The sequence below is a fragment of the Rhizobium sp. GR12 genome (assembly GCF_036596185.1).
GTDB lineage: Bacteria > Pseudomonadota > Alphaproteobacteria > Rhizobiales > Rhizobiaceae > Agrobacterium > Agrobacterium nepotum.
Window position 1 is genome coordinate 167,453 of sequence record NZ_JASXTH010000009.1, and the last position, 15,834, is coordinate 183,286.

Consider the following 15,834-nt stretch of genomic DNA (forward strand, 5'->3'; position numbering starts at 1 on the left):
CTTAGTCCTTGCTGACGCCGAGAAGGCGGATCATGCCATCCGGCGACGGCGCCCAGCCCTTGACCTTGTTGGAGATGGCGTAGGCATAGGGCTGATGGCCGAGATAGATGATCGGCATGTCATCGTTGAGGATGACGCTCGCCGCATCGTATTTTTCCTTGCGGACCGCATCTTCGGTCGAGGCGCGTGCTTCGTTCAGCAGCTTGTCGACTTCAGGATTACAATATTTCACGTCGTTGATGCCGCCCTTGCAGGTGACGAACTGATGAAGATTGCCGTCCGGATCGATACGACCAGACCAGTCGGAGCGGCTGAGCTGATAATTGCCGGCCGTCTGTTCGGAAAGAAGCGTCGCAAATTCGGTGGCCTTCAGGGTCACGTTGAAGCCAGCTTCCGCCACCATAGACTGGATCACCTGCATCATCTGCGTCTGCGTGGTGTTGTTGGCGTGCTGAAGTTCGATATCGAGCGTCTCGTAGCCCGCCTCTTTCATCAGCTGCTTGGCCTTGTCGATATCGCGGGCAGGCACCGGCAGGTTCTGGTTGAACCAGGGGCTTGTCGGCGGGAATGACTGGTTGCCGGCCTTGGAAGTCCCCTCGAAAACGATCTGGCCGATCGCCTCGCGGTCAATCGCATAAGAGAAGGCCTGACGCAGGCGCTTGTCCTTCCCGAGCGGATTGTCAGCGCGCGCACCATTGTTGATATTGACATACATGGCCATGTAGCCCGGACCGATCACGTCCGCATAGGTCAATTTGGGATCGTTCTTGACGGATTCCGCGTCGGATGCCGAGATGCGCTCGGCGATATCGAGATCGCCTGAACGCAGGTTTGCAAGCTTCACCGTGGTATCGGGGATGGGGAGGTAGACGATCCTGTCGACCTTGATCTTGTCCTTGTCCCAATAATCCACGAATTTCTCGAGCACGATACGGTCCTGCTGGATGCGTTCGACGAATTTGAACGGTCCGGCGCAGACCGGCTTCGAACCGAAATTCGCGCCCAGTTCCTTGGCTGCCTTCGGCGCGACGATCATGCCGGCGCGGTCGGAAAGCTGCGCAAGCAACGTGACGTCGGGCGTCTTCAGCGTGAACTTGACTTCCAGCGGCCCGGTAGCCTCAACCTTCTCGACCGAAGACAGCTCGCTCTTGCGGCGGGATTCCGGCAGGATCATGTTGCGCTCGATGGTGGCGACGACGGCCGCCGCGTCCAGCGTTTCGCCGTCGTGGAACTTCACGCCGTCGCGAATTTTCATCGTCAGCACCTTGCCGCCTTCGGACCAGGCCCATTCGGTGGCAAGCTGCGGAACGATCTTCATGTCCTGGGAAATGTCGACCAGCTTGTCGCACATGGCAGTGTATACGATACGGCCGACGAAGGTGCGCGATTGCGCCGGATCAAGGACATCTGCGTCATCATTGAGGCCGATGCGCAATTCGGACGCTATGGCTGGTGCTGCCAGAAACGCACTGGCCAACAGGGCCGCAGTCAGTGTGTAGATTTTCTTCATGTTCGATCCTCTGGTCTGGTTTTCTTTGTTTTTGTCGTTGCTTTTTAAAATTGGCCGGCCCGAAAGGCCGACAGGTTTTGACCCGCAGCCTATGAGGCCGGGGTAAGCGGATTGTCGGCTTCGTCGAGGCTTTGTGCCGCGCTGTCTTGCGTAGTTTTCTCCTCGTGAAAACCGAACGAAGTGGCGCGGATCAGCCTTTCCTGATGCATGAGAAGGTGCTGGCGCATCGCTTCTCCGGCTCTCGCCGGATCGCGGTCGGCAATGGCGTCGACGATGGCCATATGCTGTTCGAAAGAAGCCCTGCCATTCGTGCCGGTGCGACGCGCAAGCTCGCGTATTGACTGCCAGGCATCGTCCTGACGAATACGGTTGACGACATCGAAAATCGACAGGAAGAGCCTGTTGCCGGCGCTCTGGGCGATCTGGCGATGGAGCGAACCGTCCCACAATTCCTTGGCGTCGGCATCCGTGCTCTCGCCGGTCTTCTGGACAAGCGCACGCATGCGCTCGACCTCGGCGGGCTTGGCGCGCATGGCTGCAAGCTGCGCCAGTTGCGGCTCGATGCGAAGACGCACTTCCATGATTTCCATGATATCCGTGCCGGCGACCAGTTCGGTGACCTGAGCGGACCAATCATCCGGCTTTTCGCCGACAAAGGTCCCCGCCCCCTGACGACGCCAGATCAAACCTTCGGCTTCCAGAACCTCCAGAGCGCGGCGGATTGACCGGCGACCGACATTGAAGGTCTCGGCAAAAGCCCGTTCCGTCGGCAGACGGCCATCTTTCGCGAGATGCGGCGCCTGAATGTACGCGCGCAGCTTCGCCAGAGCGTAGTTTGAATTGTCGTTAGGACCTGCCGCCACACCGCACCATTTGTGAACCAATCATGTATTGGTTCATTTGGTGAGAAAATTTCGCAGACGTCAAGCCCAATTTTGAGCCGCCGTTTGAACAGCTCAAAATATGGGCATTGTGCTGTTTTTCAGGAAGAGGACTGCATCCTCCCAAGGCAAGAATGAGGGTTCGACCGGAGAACCGCGCGCCGAGCCTGCCGGCACCTCACAACCGGAATGCCGTCGCTCCCAACGCGCAAGTTCACAACGGCCTGGGCATCATTCGGAAGTTCTAAGCGCCGTCAGAATCCGGTAAGCCGCGGAAACACGATCCTCATTGGGATAGTTTTTATTGGCCAGAATGACAATGCCGAGTTTCTGCTTCGGTATGAACGCCACATAGGCACCGAAGCCGTTGGTGGAGCCGGTCTTGTTGATGAGAACATCCGGGGCCGGTTTCATCGGCGGCGTGATTTCCTTGACCGGCACTGTCTTCAGCAACGCGCCGGAGTTCATCTCAACCAGCGTTTTCAGTGCGACGGCTTGAGGATATTGCTCCCAGATCATATCCTGCGTCATCGCGCCGACGCTGAAATATCCCGTATGGGTGCTGGTGATCGCCTGCTGGAGTTTCGCGTCCAGCTTTTCCAGACCCATATTCGCGCTGACGAAGCGGATCATGTCTGTCGCTGTCGATCTGACGCCGTAAGCCTCCGAAGAGAGAATGGCCGGTGTCACGCGGGCCGGCTCGCCGGTTCTCTTGTAGCCCTGAGCATAATCGGCCATCTTCGCTTTGGGCACCACGGTGAAGGTGCTCTTCAATCCAAGCGCGGGAAACAGCACGTCCTGCATGGCGCTGTCAAAGCCCTGGCCCATGGCCTTTGCGGTGACGTATCCGAGCATTCCGATGCTGGGATTGGCGTAGGTTCTGTTTGTCCCAGCCTTATAAGAGGGCTTCCAGGCCTTGAGATAGGCCAGAAGCTGCTGTTCGGTTTTCACATCATCCGGCACCTGCAGCGGAAAACCGCCAGCGGTGTGGGTGCCGAGCTGCATCAGCGTGACATCGCCGAAGGGCTTCCCCTTCATGGACGGAAGATAATCTCCGACCTTGCCGGACAATGACAGCTTGCCCTGCGCCTCCGCATAAGTGCTGAGCGTGACCGTAAATGTCTTGCTGATGGAGCCGAGTTCGAAAAGCGTCTGCGGGGTGACCGGCTGGCCCGTACTTTTTGACACAACACCATAGGTGAAGACGTGATTTTCACCATCGACGCTGATCCCAACAGCAAGACCCGGAATACCGTTTTTCTCCATGACCGGCTTGATCGCGACATCCGTTATCGCCTTCAGCCTGGCATCATCAGCGGCGAAAACCTGCGTGAACAGGCTTGTCGAGAGCAAGGTGGCCAGTGCGACGTGTCTGCAATTAAGTATCATCTTTCGCGTTCTCCAGGATTTCAGGTGGATTTTCGGCGTGTGCGTCGTACCCAATGAAAGACGTTTAACCGCCCTACTATGCACGAACAAATCATGATATCTCGGAGCAGATACAAGAAAATCTAGGTCTTGAATGGTTCGGCAATTTCTTCCCCTGAATGGCCTGCGGGCCTTCGAGGCGTCAGCCCGGCACCTCAGCTTCACCCGCGCGGCCATTGAACTGTGCGTGACGCAGGCGGCTGTGAGCCAGCAGGTGAAGGGGTTGGAAAAGCGGTTGGGGGTTTCGCTTTTTCAACGGCTTCCGAGGGGTTTGAAAATCACGGCGGAAGGTGAGGCCCTGCTGCCGACGGTGACCAGTTCCTTCGACCAGATGGCGACCACGCTCGACAGGATCGAGGCCGGACAGGTGCGCGAGCTACTGTTTCTGGGGGTTGTGGGAACCTTTGCCGTTGGCTGGCTGCTGCCCCGACTAAGAGAGTTTCAAAAGCAGCACCCATTTGTCGATGTGCGCGTTTCCACCAATAACAACCGGGTAGACATGGCCGCCGAAGGGCTGGATTTCGCCATTCGCTTCGGCCAGGGCTCCTGGCATGGCACGGATGCGTTCCGGCTTTTCGAAGCGCCTTTGTCGCCCCTTTGCACGCCGAAACTGGCGGAGACACTGAAATCGCCCGCCGCTCTCGCGGAGGCAACGCTGCTGCGCAGCTACAGGTCAGATGAGTGGAGCACGTGGTTTACGGCGGCTGGCGTGACGCCGGTGGCGCAGGTGAATGCCGGGATCGTTTTCGATACTTCGCTCGGCATGATGGAGGCCGCATTGCAGGGGCTGGGCGTGGCGCTCGCCCCACCCTCGATGTTTTCGCGGCATCTGGCATCCGGGGAGATCGTGCAGCCCTTTCCCATCACCATATCGCTTGGGAGCTACTGGCTGACGCGGCTGCAATCAAAGCCGCAGACCGCAGCCATGCAGGCCTTTTACGACTGGATGTTTGCCAATATCGGCCCTGCGCAGGACGGCCTATGACAGGGCCAGCAGAACGCCGCCGGCAGCACAGATGACCACGACGATCCATGGCGGCGTCTTCCACACCGTCAACAGGATGAATCCCGCAAGCGCGAGCGCGAAATCTTTTGGGGTGAAGATGGCGCTTGTCCACACCGGGTCATAAAGTGCGGCTCCGAGAATGCCGACGACGGCGGCGTTTGCGCCGCGCATGGCGGCCTGCGCCAGAAGGTGCTTGCGGAACCCTTCCCAGAAGGGAAGCGCGCCGACGAGCAGCAGCATGCCCGGCAGAAAGATCGCGATGAGGGCAATGGCTGCCCCCGCAATGCCGTTCGGCTGCGGCCCGACCACCGCGCCGAGATAGGCCGCGAAGGTAAACAGCGGACCGGGAACGGCCTGGGTTGCGCCGTAACCGGCGATAAACGCATCTTCCGTCACCCAGCCCGTTGAAACGACTGCCGATTGCAGCAATGGCAGCACTACATGGCCGCCGCCGAAAACAAGAGCACCGGCACGATAGAACGCATCGAACAGCGACAGGCCCTGCGATCCGGCCACCGCCGCAAGGAGCGGCAAGAGGCCAAGCAGAAGGACAAAGGCGGCGAGTGCGATGTATCCGACGCTTTTCGGCACCCGGAATGCGAGATGGGTGGCCTGTCGAACCGCATCTGTGCGGCAGAAGACGAGACCGGCGACGGCGCCCACGGCGAGCGCCAGAATTTGCCCGAAGGCGCCAGCAAGGAAGACGACACAGATGATGCCAGCAAGCGCGATGCTGGCGCGTTCACGGTCGGGGGCGAGACTTTTTGCCATGCCCCAAACCGCCTGCGCCACAACGGCGACGGCGATAATCTTCAGGCCATGCAACAGGCCGGTGCCGATTGGCCCTTCGATGGATGCGGCAACCGTAGCGAAGAGCAGGAGGAGGATGGCGGATGGCAGGGTAAACGCCGTCCAGGCCGCAAGCGCGCCGAACGGCCCTGCCCGCAGCAGCCCAAGGGCAAAACCCACCTGGCTGGAGGCCGGGCCGGGTAGAAACTGGCAAAGCGCCACGAGATCGGCATAGCCGGCCTCGTCGATCCATTTGCGCCGCACGACCAGCTCATCGCGAAAATAACCGAGATGGGCGATGGGGCCGCCAAAGGAGGTGACGCCGAGCTTCAGGAAGGCCGCGAAGACCTCGCCGGGCGTGCCGTTGCGAGGGGTAGCGGTTTCAGTGCGAATTGTTTCCGTTGACGACTTCACGAAAAAGCTCCCTGAGCGTGCAACGGCTGTTCGTCTACACAATGCCGATATCTTAAAACGATATCGATATCAGATACTATTATGACAGGGATATGAAGAGGCCGGAGTGCGTCCTTATAAAAGGTGTCGTAGGACGCGCTCCATATCTTCGTTTCAGGTATTCTCCAGCCTCAGACGATCAGCCCCTTCATGGGCCGGATGGCCTCCGAGCCGGGAAAGACCGCCTTGTCGAGCATGGCAGCGCTTGCGCCGAGATGATCGACAGCGAGACCCTTGATGATTGCGCGAATATCCGTGGTGGGCGCAAGGTCCCGCCCATCCCGCAACTGCGCGACCTTGAGGCCGGGCCAATCGGCGATGACACGTCCGCCACGGATGCTGCCACCGGCGAGAAAGGCCGTTGTTGCCGTTCCGTGATCTGTCCCTTCCGTGCCGTTGATACGGGCGGTGCGGCCAAACTCCGTGGCGACCAATATTGCCGTGTCCTTCCAGGCCGGCCCCAGTTCCTGCTCGAAGGCGGCGAGCGCATTGTCCAGTCCGCTCAGCAACTTCGCCAGACGGTCTACCTCGTGGGCATGGGTATCCCAGCCTTCGAAGGCGAGTGCTGCGACGCGCGGGCCTTCGGGGTGGGCGATCAACCGCGCGGCACCGCGCGCCATCTGCTCCATGCCGACGGGATCACCCGGACCACCGCGCGCCTTGATGTCGACGCCCGAGGCGATCTTGCCGGTTTCGATGCCCTCGGCAAGCAATGCCGCCAGCATCGGGTCCGTCTGACCATAGAGATCGGCAAGACGCGGGGCCAGATCGCCATCGGCGGGTTTGAGAACGGATGGTGCCCATCCGAGGATCGGCGCCTTGCCGCGAATGACCAGCGGTGCGCTGGCGCCAACGGCAAGGCCGCTCACCCGCTGTCCAGCCGCCGGATTGATGGTTTCACCCGCCGGCAGCTGTTCGAGCAGGCGGTTCAGCCAACCGGTCTCGACATGGCCGGGGGTCGGAAAACCCGATTCCAGCACATCCTGCCCGTCGAAATGCGAACGGTCACGGTAACCGGTGGCGCTGGCATGGACGATTGCCGCCTCGCCCTTCCGGTAAAGCCGCTGGAAATTGCGAAGAGAGGGGTGGAGTGCGAAGAAACCATCCAGCGCAAGGGCGGGATTGTCGCCTTCGGTGCGCATGGCGATCTGTTGCCGCAAGGCCTCATAATCGGGGTCACCCACCGGGGGCACGGCGGTCAGCCCGTCGAGCGCGCCGCGCAGGATGATGGTGACGAAACGTGGGTCGCGACCACCGGCAGCAAAAGCAAAGCGCGGCATGAAAGCCCAGGCGAAAAGCGCACCGCCTGTGCCGAGAAGAGCACGGCGGGTGGGGGAAAGATGTTCACACAGCATGGTCAACGCCTCTGGAATTCGGGGGAAAGGAATGCGATCGTCAGTCCTTGCGGCTTACTCTCCGCCCGCTGCACGGCCTTTTTCGTCTCGTCGGACAAAAGCGGCCCCAGCCGGTCTGCGACGAAGTCGCGCGGGTCAATCGAACCCGCAACCTGATGGGCGAACAGGCTGGCGGCATCGATGCGCGTCGCCAGTCCTTCGGAAGAACCCCAGCTGTCGGTGACATCGGCAAAGCCGTTTGGGCCGGAGGGGTTCCATAGCGGCTGGCCCAGTGCTTTGAGCACGGAGACGACCTGTTCGGGTTTCGGCTCGATACCGCTCGCCCGGATGACGGCCGTCACGAAATCGAGCGGCGGTCTGAGCTTGGTCAGGGTCGGGTTCCACGACTGTTCCGCCTCGATCAACGCCGTATAGGTGGCGGAAAGATCGCCATGGCTCTTGGTGTAGGCGGCGGCAAGTTTCGCGACCAGTTCCGGTGGGGGATGGTCGCTGACGAAATGACGCACCAGCTTATAAGCGAGATGGCGGGCCGTGGCCGGGTGGTGCGCGAGATCGCGCAGCGCCCGACGCCCCTCCTCCACCCCGGCTTCGCCATAGGTGATGCCCATCACCGCATGGTCGCCGGGTTCATGGCTGTTGGCGTTGAAGGAAAAACGGCCAAGCGGGCCGGGAAGCTTCTCATCACGATAAACGCTCCAGCCGGTGATGATGCGAGCAAGAGCTGTCACATCGGCCTGACTATAGCCACCATCCACCCCGAGCGTATGCAGTTCCATGATCTCGCGTGCGAGGTTTTCGTTGAGCCCGCGCTTGCCGTTCCTGTTGGCCTGCGAATTCGGTCCAACCGATTGCTGGTTGTCGAGAAAATACAGCATGGCGGGGTGGGTCTCGACCGCGAGCAGCATATCCTCGAAATTGCCGAAGACATACGGACGGATCGCCTCACGCTCGAAAGCCCCGGCCAGAATGTGCACATCGCCGCCCTTGCCGGTGGCGATCGCAAAATGATTGGCCCAGAACATAGCCAGCCGTTCGCCAAAGCCGATCAGCGGCTGGTGTATCGTGCCGTTGAAGCGGGCGTCCGCCTCCGCAAGCAATATCTGCTGGGGAAAATAGGGGCGTTTTAAGACTGTCGCGTCCGGTTTCTTGTCCGCCTGGCCGCCGGTGGGCGGCGTCATGCCTTCCTTGTCCATTGCATTTGCGGCCGCCCCCATTTCTGGCGACGGGCGATCCATTGCTCCTGCTCCGCCGGTGCCGGCAGAAACAGCAAGGACAGCCGGTTTTTCACGCTCGGCCTTGATCTCCTTGTTATACGCCAGCAGCGATACCAGAAGATCAGCGCTGGAATGCAGCTGCGCGCCGACGGGAATTGGTGTGGCGCGTTCGGTAACTTCCAGCCGCAACAGGTCGCGCGGATCGTCTTTGATCGCCTGGATATCGCCTTCGCGCGCGCCGAGGCCGAAACGCCACAGACAGAGGGCTGCATCCAGTTCCTTGGAATTTGACATGGCCGATACGAACTCCGTTTCGTTATCGACCATTCAACGGGAGCCAGGGCCAAAATCCGTCGTTGTTGAAATGTGATTATTTCGTGGCAGGCTTTGGCGCCTCGCGGGCGAGCAGCCCTTCCGCCAGCCGCCGCCGCGCCTCGAGCGACAATGTGCGGGCAAACTCCGCCGCCTGAAGCTCGGTTGCGGCGCGCACCTCATATTCCGCCTTGCGGGCGCGTTCGAGCGCTGCGGAAAGCGCTTCCGGATCGAGCGTTTCCGCGCCCATCAGAGACGCCGCCTCGATGCGCGCCTGACGCGCCTCGGCGGAGGTTTCCCGCATGGTCCTGCGCGCGTCGCTCAGGCTGCGCCGGAAGGCTTCCCTTTCGGCCTTTGGCAATTGCTCGCCCGCAAGCGGCATGCGGGCAGCGACGGCGGCGGGGTCATTCTTCAGATAAACGAAACCCGCGCCGGCAATTGCGCAGACAAGAAACGTGTTCACGACGAGAAGGACAACGACTATCCAGCGGAAATTCTGATCGCTCATTTCGTGTCCTCGGCCATTTCACTATCGTTTTGCAGGTTTCCGAATGCCGTCAAAGTATCGCCGAGTGTCAGGGCCGGCGGCGGCGTGAGGTTGATGACGGCAACCGCTCCCGTCAGCGCTCCGGCAAGGCTGATGCCGATCATGCCGGCACCCAACCCGTATCGGACGATCCACCTGCGTCTGGTCGTCTGGGTTCTTGCCTGCGCCATGATCTTTGCGTTGAGGATGGCCGATGGGTCCCGAAGACGATACGTCGACAGCACGGAATCGAGACCGGCCGCCTGCGCGATTAGGTGTCTGCCGTCTTCCGTCTCCGCGTAAACCATGGCCTCTACCCGCCGATCCTGCGGCCAACGCTCGGGATCGGCACCATAGGCCGACACAAGTTCGGAAAAAATCTGGCTATCCATGAGCGTCTTGTTCGCGCCGTTCATCTGTCGCCCTCGTTCAAAATTGCATGGAGTGCCCGACGCGCCCGCGCCAGAAGGCTTTCCAGCGCATCCACACTGACATGCATGACATCGGCCGCCTGGCGGTTCGACATCTCCTGATAATAGACCAGAACGATCGCCTCCCGTTGCCGGGCCGGTATGGCCTGCAGGGCGCGCGCCACGGCACCGCTCTCGTCGCCATCATATGGCAGGTCGGCATCGGGCAGCGCGCTGCCGTCGATCTGTTCGGGCGGCTCCGCTACCGATATTTCCCGGCGCTTTCGCAGCCGGTCGTAACAGAGGTTGAGCGCCACCCGGTGGATCCAGGTATCGAACCGCGCGCGTCCCTGCCGCCAGGTGCCGGCATGTTTCCATATCCGCAGGAACGTCTCCTGCGCGATGTCTTCCGCCTCTGCCGGATCACCCAGCATGCGCGTGGCAAGCGCCATGATCCGTGGCAGTTTGACCGTCACCAGCGCCTGCATCGCGCGGACATCTCCCGCAGCGACATCCGCCACCAAATCTGCATCCGGATCACTTACCATGTATCAGGCTTTGTCTCCGTACCGTCCTGCCGGACAGGGGGAAATTCCATGCGGATTGACAGCGGCTTCAGTGACGGCGTTCCGCACCTTGCCACTTTAACGCAGACCCGCGCAAAATCCGTCGCTGATTTCTGGGATATATTCGCGTGTATTTTACGGCAGGCCGCGTCACCATCCGAAACACATATTGGAACGGCTGCTTCAACCGTCCGCAGGCACCCCGGCAAGCCTCTCCGGCCCGAACGCTTCGAGCAATCCGCGATAGGGTTTAGCAACCGGTGTGGCATAGGCACCGCGTTTGGCGGTGGAAAGCCCCATGGATACCAGCGATTCCGCCTGTTTCACGGCCGCGGCAACGCCATCGATAACAGGCACGCCGAATTCGCTGCGCAGTTCGGCAGTAAGGTCCGCCATGCCGGCACAGCCAAGCACGATCGCTTCGGCGCGATCTTGTTTCAGCGCCAGCAAAATCTCTTCGCGCAACCGCTCACGGGCATTCGAGCCCGGTTCTTCCAGCGACAGGACGGGAATATCGGCGGCACGAACGTTGCAACGGGCAGACATGCCATATCGATGGACAAGGTGCTCGAGCGGCAGCCGTGACCGTTCCATCGTTGTGACAATGGTGAACCTCTGCGCAATGAAGGCGGTGGCGGAAACCGCCGCTTCGCAGATGCCGATCACCGGTATATCTGCCAGCGCGCGGGCCGCATCGAGCCCGGTATCGTCGAAACAGGCAATGACGGCTGCCTTGGCACCGAGCGCCGGCGCCCTCGCAAGCTCGAGCAGCAGGCCAGGCACAGCGAAAACCTCATCGTAATATCCTTCGATGGAGACAGGCCCCATGGAAGAGGTAACGGCGAGGATTTCCGTATCGCTGCTGGCTGCCCGCGTTGCGGCGTCGGCGATCGTCGCCGTCATGGATTGCGTCGTGTTCGGATTGATGACGAGGATGCGCATTTTTACATTTCTTTATCCGCGCGAATGGCGGCGGTTCAGGGTAACGATCAGGCCGAGCGTGGCCGCAATCACCAGGAAGGAGAACAGGGTCGTGACGGCCCCGAGCGCATAAAGCACCGGCGTCGTGACGTTGGTAGTCATGCCGTAGATTTCCAGCGGCAGGGTGTTGTAGGTGCCTGACGTCATCAGCGTTCGGGCGAATTCGTCATAGGAGAGCGTGAAGCCGAACAGGCCGACACCGATCAGGCTCGGCGCAATCATCGGCAGCACCACATGGGCAAAGGTCTGCCAGGCGGATGCGCCGAGATCGCGGGCGGCCTCCTCATAGGAGGGCGAAAAGCGGTTGAAAACGGCCAGCATGATGAGAACGCCGAAGGGCAGTGTCCAGGTCAGGTGCGCGCCGAAAGCTGATGTATACCATGAAGGTTCCAGTCCAAGTTGCTGGAAAAGAACACCAATGCCAAGCGAAATGATAATCGACGGCACCACGAGGCTGGCAACGGCGAGATAAAACAGCGGCGTCGCACCGATGAATTTGCGCCGGAAAGCAAGACCCGCCAGAAGCGAGACGAGCACAGTGACGACCATGACCATCACACCGAGGCCGAAGGAGCGGCGGAACGAGCCGCCGAAATCACCGACCGCCTGCTGTTCGAAAAGATTGCCGAACCAGTGCAGCGAAACGCCGTTCAACGGAAAGGTCAGTCCGCCATTCGGCCCCTGAAAGGCGAGGATGAGGATCGCCGATAGCGGGCCGTAAAGGAACAGCACGAAAAGAAGAAAAAAGAAGGCAAGGACGTAAAATTCGCGGCCGCGTTTTTCCGAATGCATGTGTCACAGCTCCTTGCGGATATCGACGATGCGCAGGATGCCCGCGACCATCAGAAGAACGAGGATGAGCAGGATGACGGCATTTGCGGCGGCCGCCGGATATTGCAGCAGCGACATCTGGTTTTTCATCATCAGCGCCACCGACGCGCTCTGCCCGCCGGACATGACCTGAACCGTGGAGAAATCAGCCATGACCAGCGTCACGACGAAGATGCTGCCGATCGCCATGCCGGGTTTGGCAAGCGGAATGATGACGTTACAGAGGGTCTGCCAGCCGCTCGCACCGGCATCACGTGCCGCTTCGATCAGCGATTTGTCGATGCGCATCAGCGTGTTGAAGATCGGCGTGACCATGAACAGCGTATAAAGATGCACCATGGCCAGCACCACGGCGAAATCCGAATAAAGCAGCCATTCGATCGGCGCAGGTACGATGCCGGCGCTGAGCAGCGCACTGTTGACCAGCCCGTTGCGCCCGAGAACGGGAATCCAGGAAATCATGCGGATGATGTTGGACGTCAGAAACGGCACAGTGCAGATGAGGAACAGAACCATCTGCATGGTCGTCGTGCGGATATGGAAAGCGAGGAAATAGGCGACCCAGAAACCGCAGAACAGCGTGATCGCCCAGACGATGGCGGCAAATTTCAGCGTATTGATATAGGTCTGCCATGTGACCCAGGAACCGAGCGTCTCGGTATAGTTGAAGGTCACGAAGCCCGGGTACATCTGGGCGAAATCATAATCCCAGAAACTGACGACGGCGATCATGACGATCGGCAAAGCCAGGAAAAAGCCGAGGATCAGGAAAAGCGGTGTGGCCTGAACATAGGACACAAGCTTCTGCGGCAGGGCAAAGCTGCGGGACGGCTTGTCCTTTTTTTCGCTCACGCCGATGAATCTGACTGTCACCATATCGGGGCCTCTCCCTTAATTTGCGGATGCACCGGCGGCAAGGTCGCCGGCGAGCATGTTGAAAAGTCCTCCACACTCTCGACGTCATCCTCGGGCTTGACCCGAGGATCCATGGCCACACCGGGTTGTGGATCCTCGGGTCAAGCCCGAGGATGACGGTTGAGAAGTTGGGACGCCCTGCCGTTCTCAAGACTGACGGTTATAAGCCGCCAGTCTTGTCTTTTGCATATATCAAGCCGCGATGAACTCGTTCCAGCGGCGAACCATGTAGCGGTCCTCGTCCATGACAGAGTTCCAGCAAGCGACCTTGCCCATGCGTTCCTGGAAGGAGCCGCCGTCGCGCACTGCACCGGCCTTTTCCATGACCTTGCCATCAGGCGCGATAATGTCGCCCTGCGCGGGCTTGCCTTCGACCCAGTAGCCCCACTCGTCGGCGGACATGTGCTCCTTCGCCGTACCCATGGCGGCGGAGTAGTAGCCCTGACGGTTGAGATATGCGCCGACCCAGCCGGAAGTGTACCAGTTGATATATTCATAAGCCGCATCGAGCTTGGCGCCGGAGAGGTGCTTAGCGAGGCCGAGACCACCGCCCCACGAGCGGTAACCTTCCTTCAGCGGCTGGTATTTGCAGGCGACGCCCTTTGAGCGGACAGCGGCGACGGCCGGCGACCACATGGACTGGATGATGACTTCACCCGACGCCATGAGGTTGACGCTTTCGTCGAAGCTCTTCCAGAACGCACGGAACTGGCCGTCTTTCTTCGCCTTGATGAGGAAATCGATCGTCTTGTCGATCTCTTCCTTGGTCATGTTGCCCTTGTCGACATATTTGATGTTGCCCGTGGCTTCCATGATCATCGCCGCATCCATGATACCAATGGAGGGGATGTTGATGATGGAGGCCTTGCCCTTGAACTTGGGATCCATGATATCGGCCCAGCTGGTGATATCGCGACCGACGAGATCGGGGCGGATGCCGAGCGTATCGGCGTTGTAGATCGTCGGAACCATGGTGAAATAATCGGTCTCACCCTTGGCGAAAGTCTTGTCGCCGGGCTTTTCGACGAAACCGACCGTGTGCGGGGCTGTGCCCTGCGCCACGACGCTGTCCGGTGTCAGCTTGCCGTTTTTGAACAGCGGCACGATCTTGTCGTAATATTTCAGCTTCTTGATTTCCATCGGCTGGATGACGCCCGCCGGATAGACCTTCTTGAGGATCCAGTATTCGATATCGGCAATGTCATAGGAGTTCGGCTGGGTGACGGCGCGCTGGGCGGCCGCATCCGAATCCGTCGCCGTCATCTCGAGCGTGATACCGAGGTCGGCCTTGCACTTTTCAGCAATCGCGTTGAGGTTCGATACGCCGGTGCCGAACTGGCGGATGGTGATCGGGTTCTGCGCCCAGATGGTCGGGAAACCGGTGATGAGGCCGGAGCCAATCGCCGCACCGGTTGCGGCAGCGCCCGCCTTCAGAAGGCCGCGGCGGGAAAGGCCGGTCTTGATCTTGGAGGTATCGGTCATTTCAAAGTTCTCCTCTGGTTATTATTGGGGTCACTTGTCTACCCGGCCGAGCACGATGGCATCGGCCGCATTCCATGAAAGCGGTATGGCGTCGCCGGTCTTTACCGGCTTTTCGAAGAAGGCGACGTCACTGAGGATGGCGTTGAAATCCTCAATGCCCGCGCCTGTGACGGCAATCTTCACGCTCGCGCCGCGATATTCGACATTCGAGACGATGCCGGTAAAACCGAAACCGGGTTGATCCGCCTCGCCCACGCGTACGCGGTCGGTGCGAACGGCGATATCGACCGCGCCGTCATTCGGGGCAATGCCGCTCGCGGTGAAGGCGCCGCCGCCTGCAATTTCCAGCGTGATGAGATCGCCGCTCTTTTCCTTGAAGCGTCCGGAAATGACATTGTGGTCGCCCATGAAGCGGGCGACGAAAGCGGTGGCCGGACGCTCGAACAGCTCGCGCGGCGTCGCCGCCTGCTCGATGCGGCCGTCATTCATGACGACGATGACATCGGCCAGTGCCATGGCCTCTTCCTGGCTATGGGTGACGTGGACGAAGGTAATGCCGAGCGAGGTTTGAAGCTTCTTCAACTCGGCGCGCATGCGAATTTTGAGGAAAGGGTCGAGTGCCGAAAGCGGCTCGTCCAGCAGAAGCGCCTCAGGATCGGTGATCAATGCGCGCGCCAGCGCCACACGCTGCTGCTGCCCACCGGACAGCTGGGCCGGGCGTCGGGTCGCATAGGGCTCAAGTTGCATCAGCTGCAGCATCTCCAGCGCCTTGGCGCGGCGCGTTTCCTTGTCCACCCCCTTCATCTTGAGGCTGAAGGCGACGTTATCGACGAGATCGAGATGCGGAAACAGCGCATAGGACTGGAACATCATCGCCGTGCCGCGTCTGGCGGGCGGCAGATCGGTGACCACCACATTGCCAAGCCTGATATCGCCGCTTGAAATGCTTTCGTGACCGGCAATCATCCGCAGCGTCGAGGTTTTTCCGCAGCCCGACGGACCGAGCAGGCAGCAATAGCTTCCAGCCGGAATCTTGAGGCTTATCGCGTGCACGGCTGTGGTGTTTCCATAAATCTTGGAAACGGAAGCGATGTCGATTGCTGCGGCTTTGCTCATGAACACTCTCCTGCGACGTCTTTGTCATGCAGGAGGCGTGCCAGTCTGCTTTGCCTTTG

General features: G+C 60.2%; 15 protein-coding genes. 1 reads left to right on the forward strand and 14 read right to left on the reverse strand.

The annotated features are described in order from the left end of the window. Position 1 precedes the first annotated feature (1 nt). The 3 genes from QSK43_RS17255 to ampC all read right to left on the reverse strand — a co-directional run bounded on the left by QSK43_RS17255 (position 2) and on the right by ampC (position 3,780). Complete coding sequence (locus tag QSK43_RS17255) at positions 2-1,510, reverse strand: ABC transporter substrate-binding protein (RefSeq protein ID WP_332304474.1); 1,509 nt, start codon at positions 1,508-1,510, stop codon at positions 2-4. Between the two features lie 89 nt (positions 1,511-1,599). Then, a complete protein-coding gene (locus tag QSK43_RS17260) occupies positions 1,600-2,373 on the reverse strand; it encodes a FadR/GntR family transcriptional regulator (protein ID WP_442967853.1) in 774 nt (257 codons plus the stop codon). A gap of 249 nt (positions 2,374-2,622) precedes the next feature. Then, positions 2,623-3,780: a class C beta-lactamase gene (gene ampC, locus QSK43_RS17265; RefSeq protein ID WP_332304476.1), complete on the reverse strand. Its 1,158-nt coding sequence runs from the start codon at positions 3,778-3,780 to the stop codon at positions 2,623-2,625. 133 nt (positions 3,781-3,913) lie between these two features. On the opposite strand from ampC, the gene QSK43_RS17270 reads away from it, so the two are divergent. Then, positions 3,914-4,804 carry a LysR substrate-binding domain-containing protein gene (locus tag QSK43_RS17270; protein WP_332304477.1) on the forward strand — a complete coding sequence of 297 codons (891 nt, stop codon included), beginning with the start codon at positions 3,914-3,916 and terminating at the stop codon, positions 4,802-4,804. On the opposite strand, the gene chrA is transcribed toward QSK43_RS17270, so the two are convergent. The 11 genes from chrA to QSK43_RS17325 all read right to left on the reverse strand — a co-directional run bounded on the left by chrA (position 4,799) and on the right by QSK43_RS17325 (position 15,775). Further along, complete coding sequence (gene chrA, locus QSK43_RS17275; RefSeq protein ID WP_332304478.1) at positions 4,799-6,028, reverse strand: chromate efflux transporter; 1,230 nt, start codon at positions 6,026-6,028, stop codon at positions 4,799-4,801. The genes QSK43_RS17270 and chrA overlap by 6 nt on opposite strands. A gap of 170 nt (positions 6,029-6,198) precedes the next feature. Continuing rightward, positions 6,199-7,422, reverse strand: coding sequence for a DUF1501 domain-containing protein (locus tag QSK43_RS17280; RefSeq protein ID WP_332304479.1), 1,224 nt, complete (start codon positions 7,420-7,422; stop codon positions 6,199-6,201). A 2-nt stretch (positions 7,423-7,424) separates the two neighbouring features. After that, a complete protein-coding gene (locus tag QSK43_RS17285) occupies positions 7,425-8,930 on the reverse strand; it encodes a DUF1800 domain-containing protein (protein WP_332304480.1) in 1,506 nt (501 codons plus the stop codon). A gap of 76 nt (positions 8,931-9,006) precedes the next feature. Next, entirely contained in the window at positions 9,007-9,456 is a 450-nt protein-coding gene (locus tag QSK43_RS17290) for a periplasmic heavy metal sensor (protein ID WP_332304481.1), read from the reverse strand. After that, positions 9,453-9,890 carry a hypothetical protein gene (locus QSK43_RS17295; protein ID WP_332304482.1) on the reverse strand — a complete coding sequence of 146 codons (438 nt, stop codon included), beginning with the start codon at positions 9,888-9,890 and terminating at the stop codon, positions 9,453-9,455. Before QSK43_RS17295 ends, QSK43_RS17290 begins: the two co-directional genes overlap by 4 nt. Further along, positions 9,887-10,432 carry an RNA polymerase sigma factor gene (locus tag QSK43_RS17300; protein WP_332304483.1) on the reverse strand — a complete coding sequence of 182 codons (546 nt, stop codon included), beginning with the start codon at positions 10,430-10,432 and terminating at the stop codon, positions 9,887-9,889. Before QSK43_RS17300 ends, QSK43_RS17295 begins: the two co-directional genes overlap by 4 nt. Before the next feature lie 201 nt (positions 10,433-10,633). Beyond that, positions 10,634-11,392 carry an aspartate/glutamate racemase family protein gene (locus QSK43_RS17305; RefSeq protein ID WP_332304484.1) on the reverse strand — a complete coding sequence of 253 codons (759 nt, stop codon included), beginning with the start codon at positions 11,390-11,392 and terminating at the stop codon, positions 10,634-10,636. A gap of 12 nt (positions 11,393-11,404) precedes the next feature. After that, complete coding sequence (locus QSK43_RS17310; protein ID WP_045020405.1) at positions 11,405-12,223, reverse strand: ABC transporter permease; 819 nt, start codon at positions 12,221-12,223, stop codon at positions 11,405-11,407. 3 nt (positions 12,224-12,226) lie between these two features. After that, entirely contained in the window at positions 12,227-13,138 is a 912-nt protein-coding gene (locus QSK43_RS17315) for an ABC transporter permease (protein WP_332304485.1), read from the reverse strand. Between the two features lie 231 nt (positions 13,139-13,369). Continuing rightward, positions 13,370-14,659 (reverse strand): ABC transporter substrate-binding protein, encoded by a 1,290-nt coding sequence (locus QSK43_RS17320; protein WP_332304486.1) that lies wholly within the window; start codon positions 14,657-14,659, stop codon positions 13,370-13,372. Between the two features lie 30 nt (positions 14,660-14,689). Continuing rightward, the gene (locus tag QSK43_RS17325) at positions 14,690-15,775 is read right to left on the reverse strand and encodes an ABC transporter ATP-binding protein (protein ID WP_332304487.1); all 1,086 of its coding nucleotides are present in this window, start codon (positions 15,773-15,775) and stop codon (positions 14,690-14,692) included. Positions 15,776-15,834: the final 59 nt, after the last annotated feature.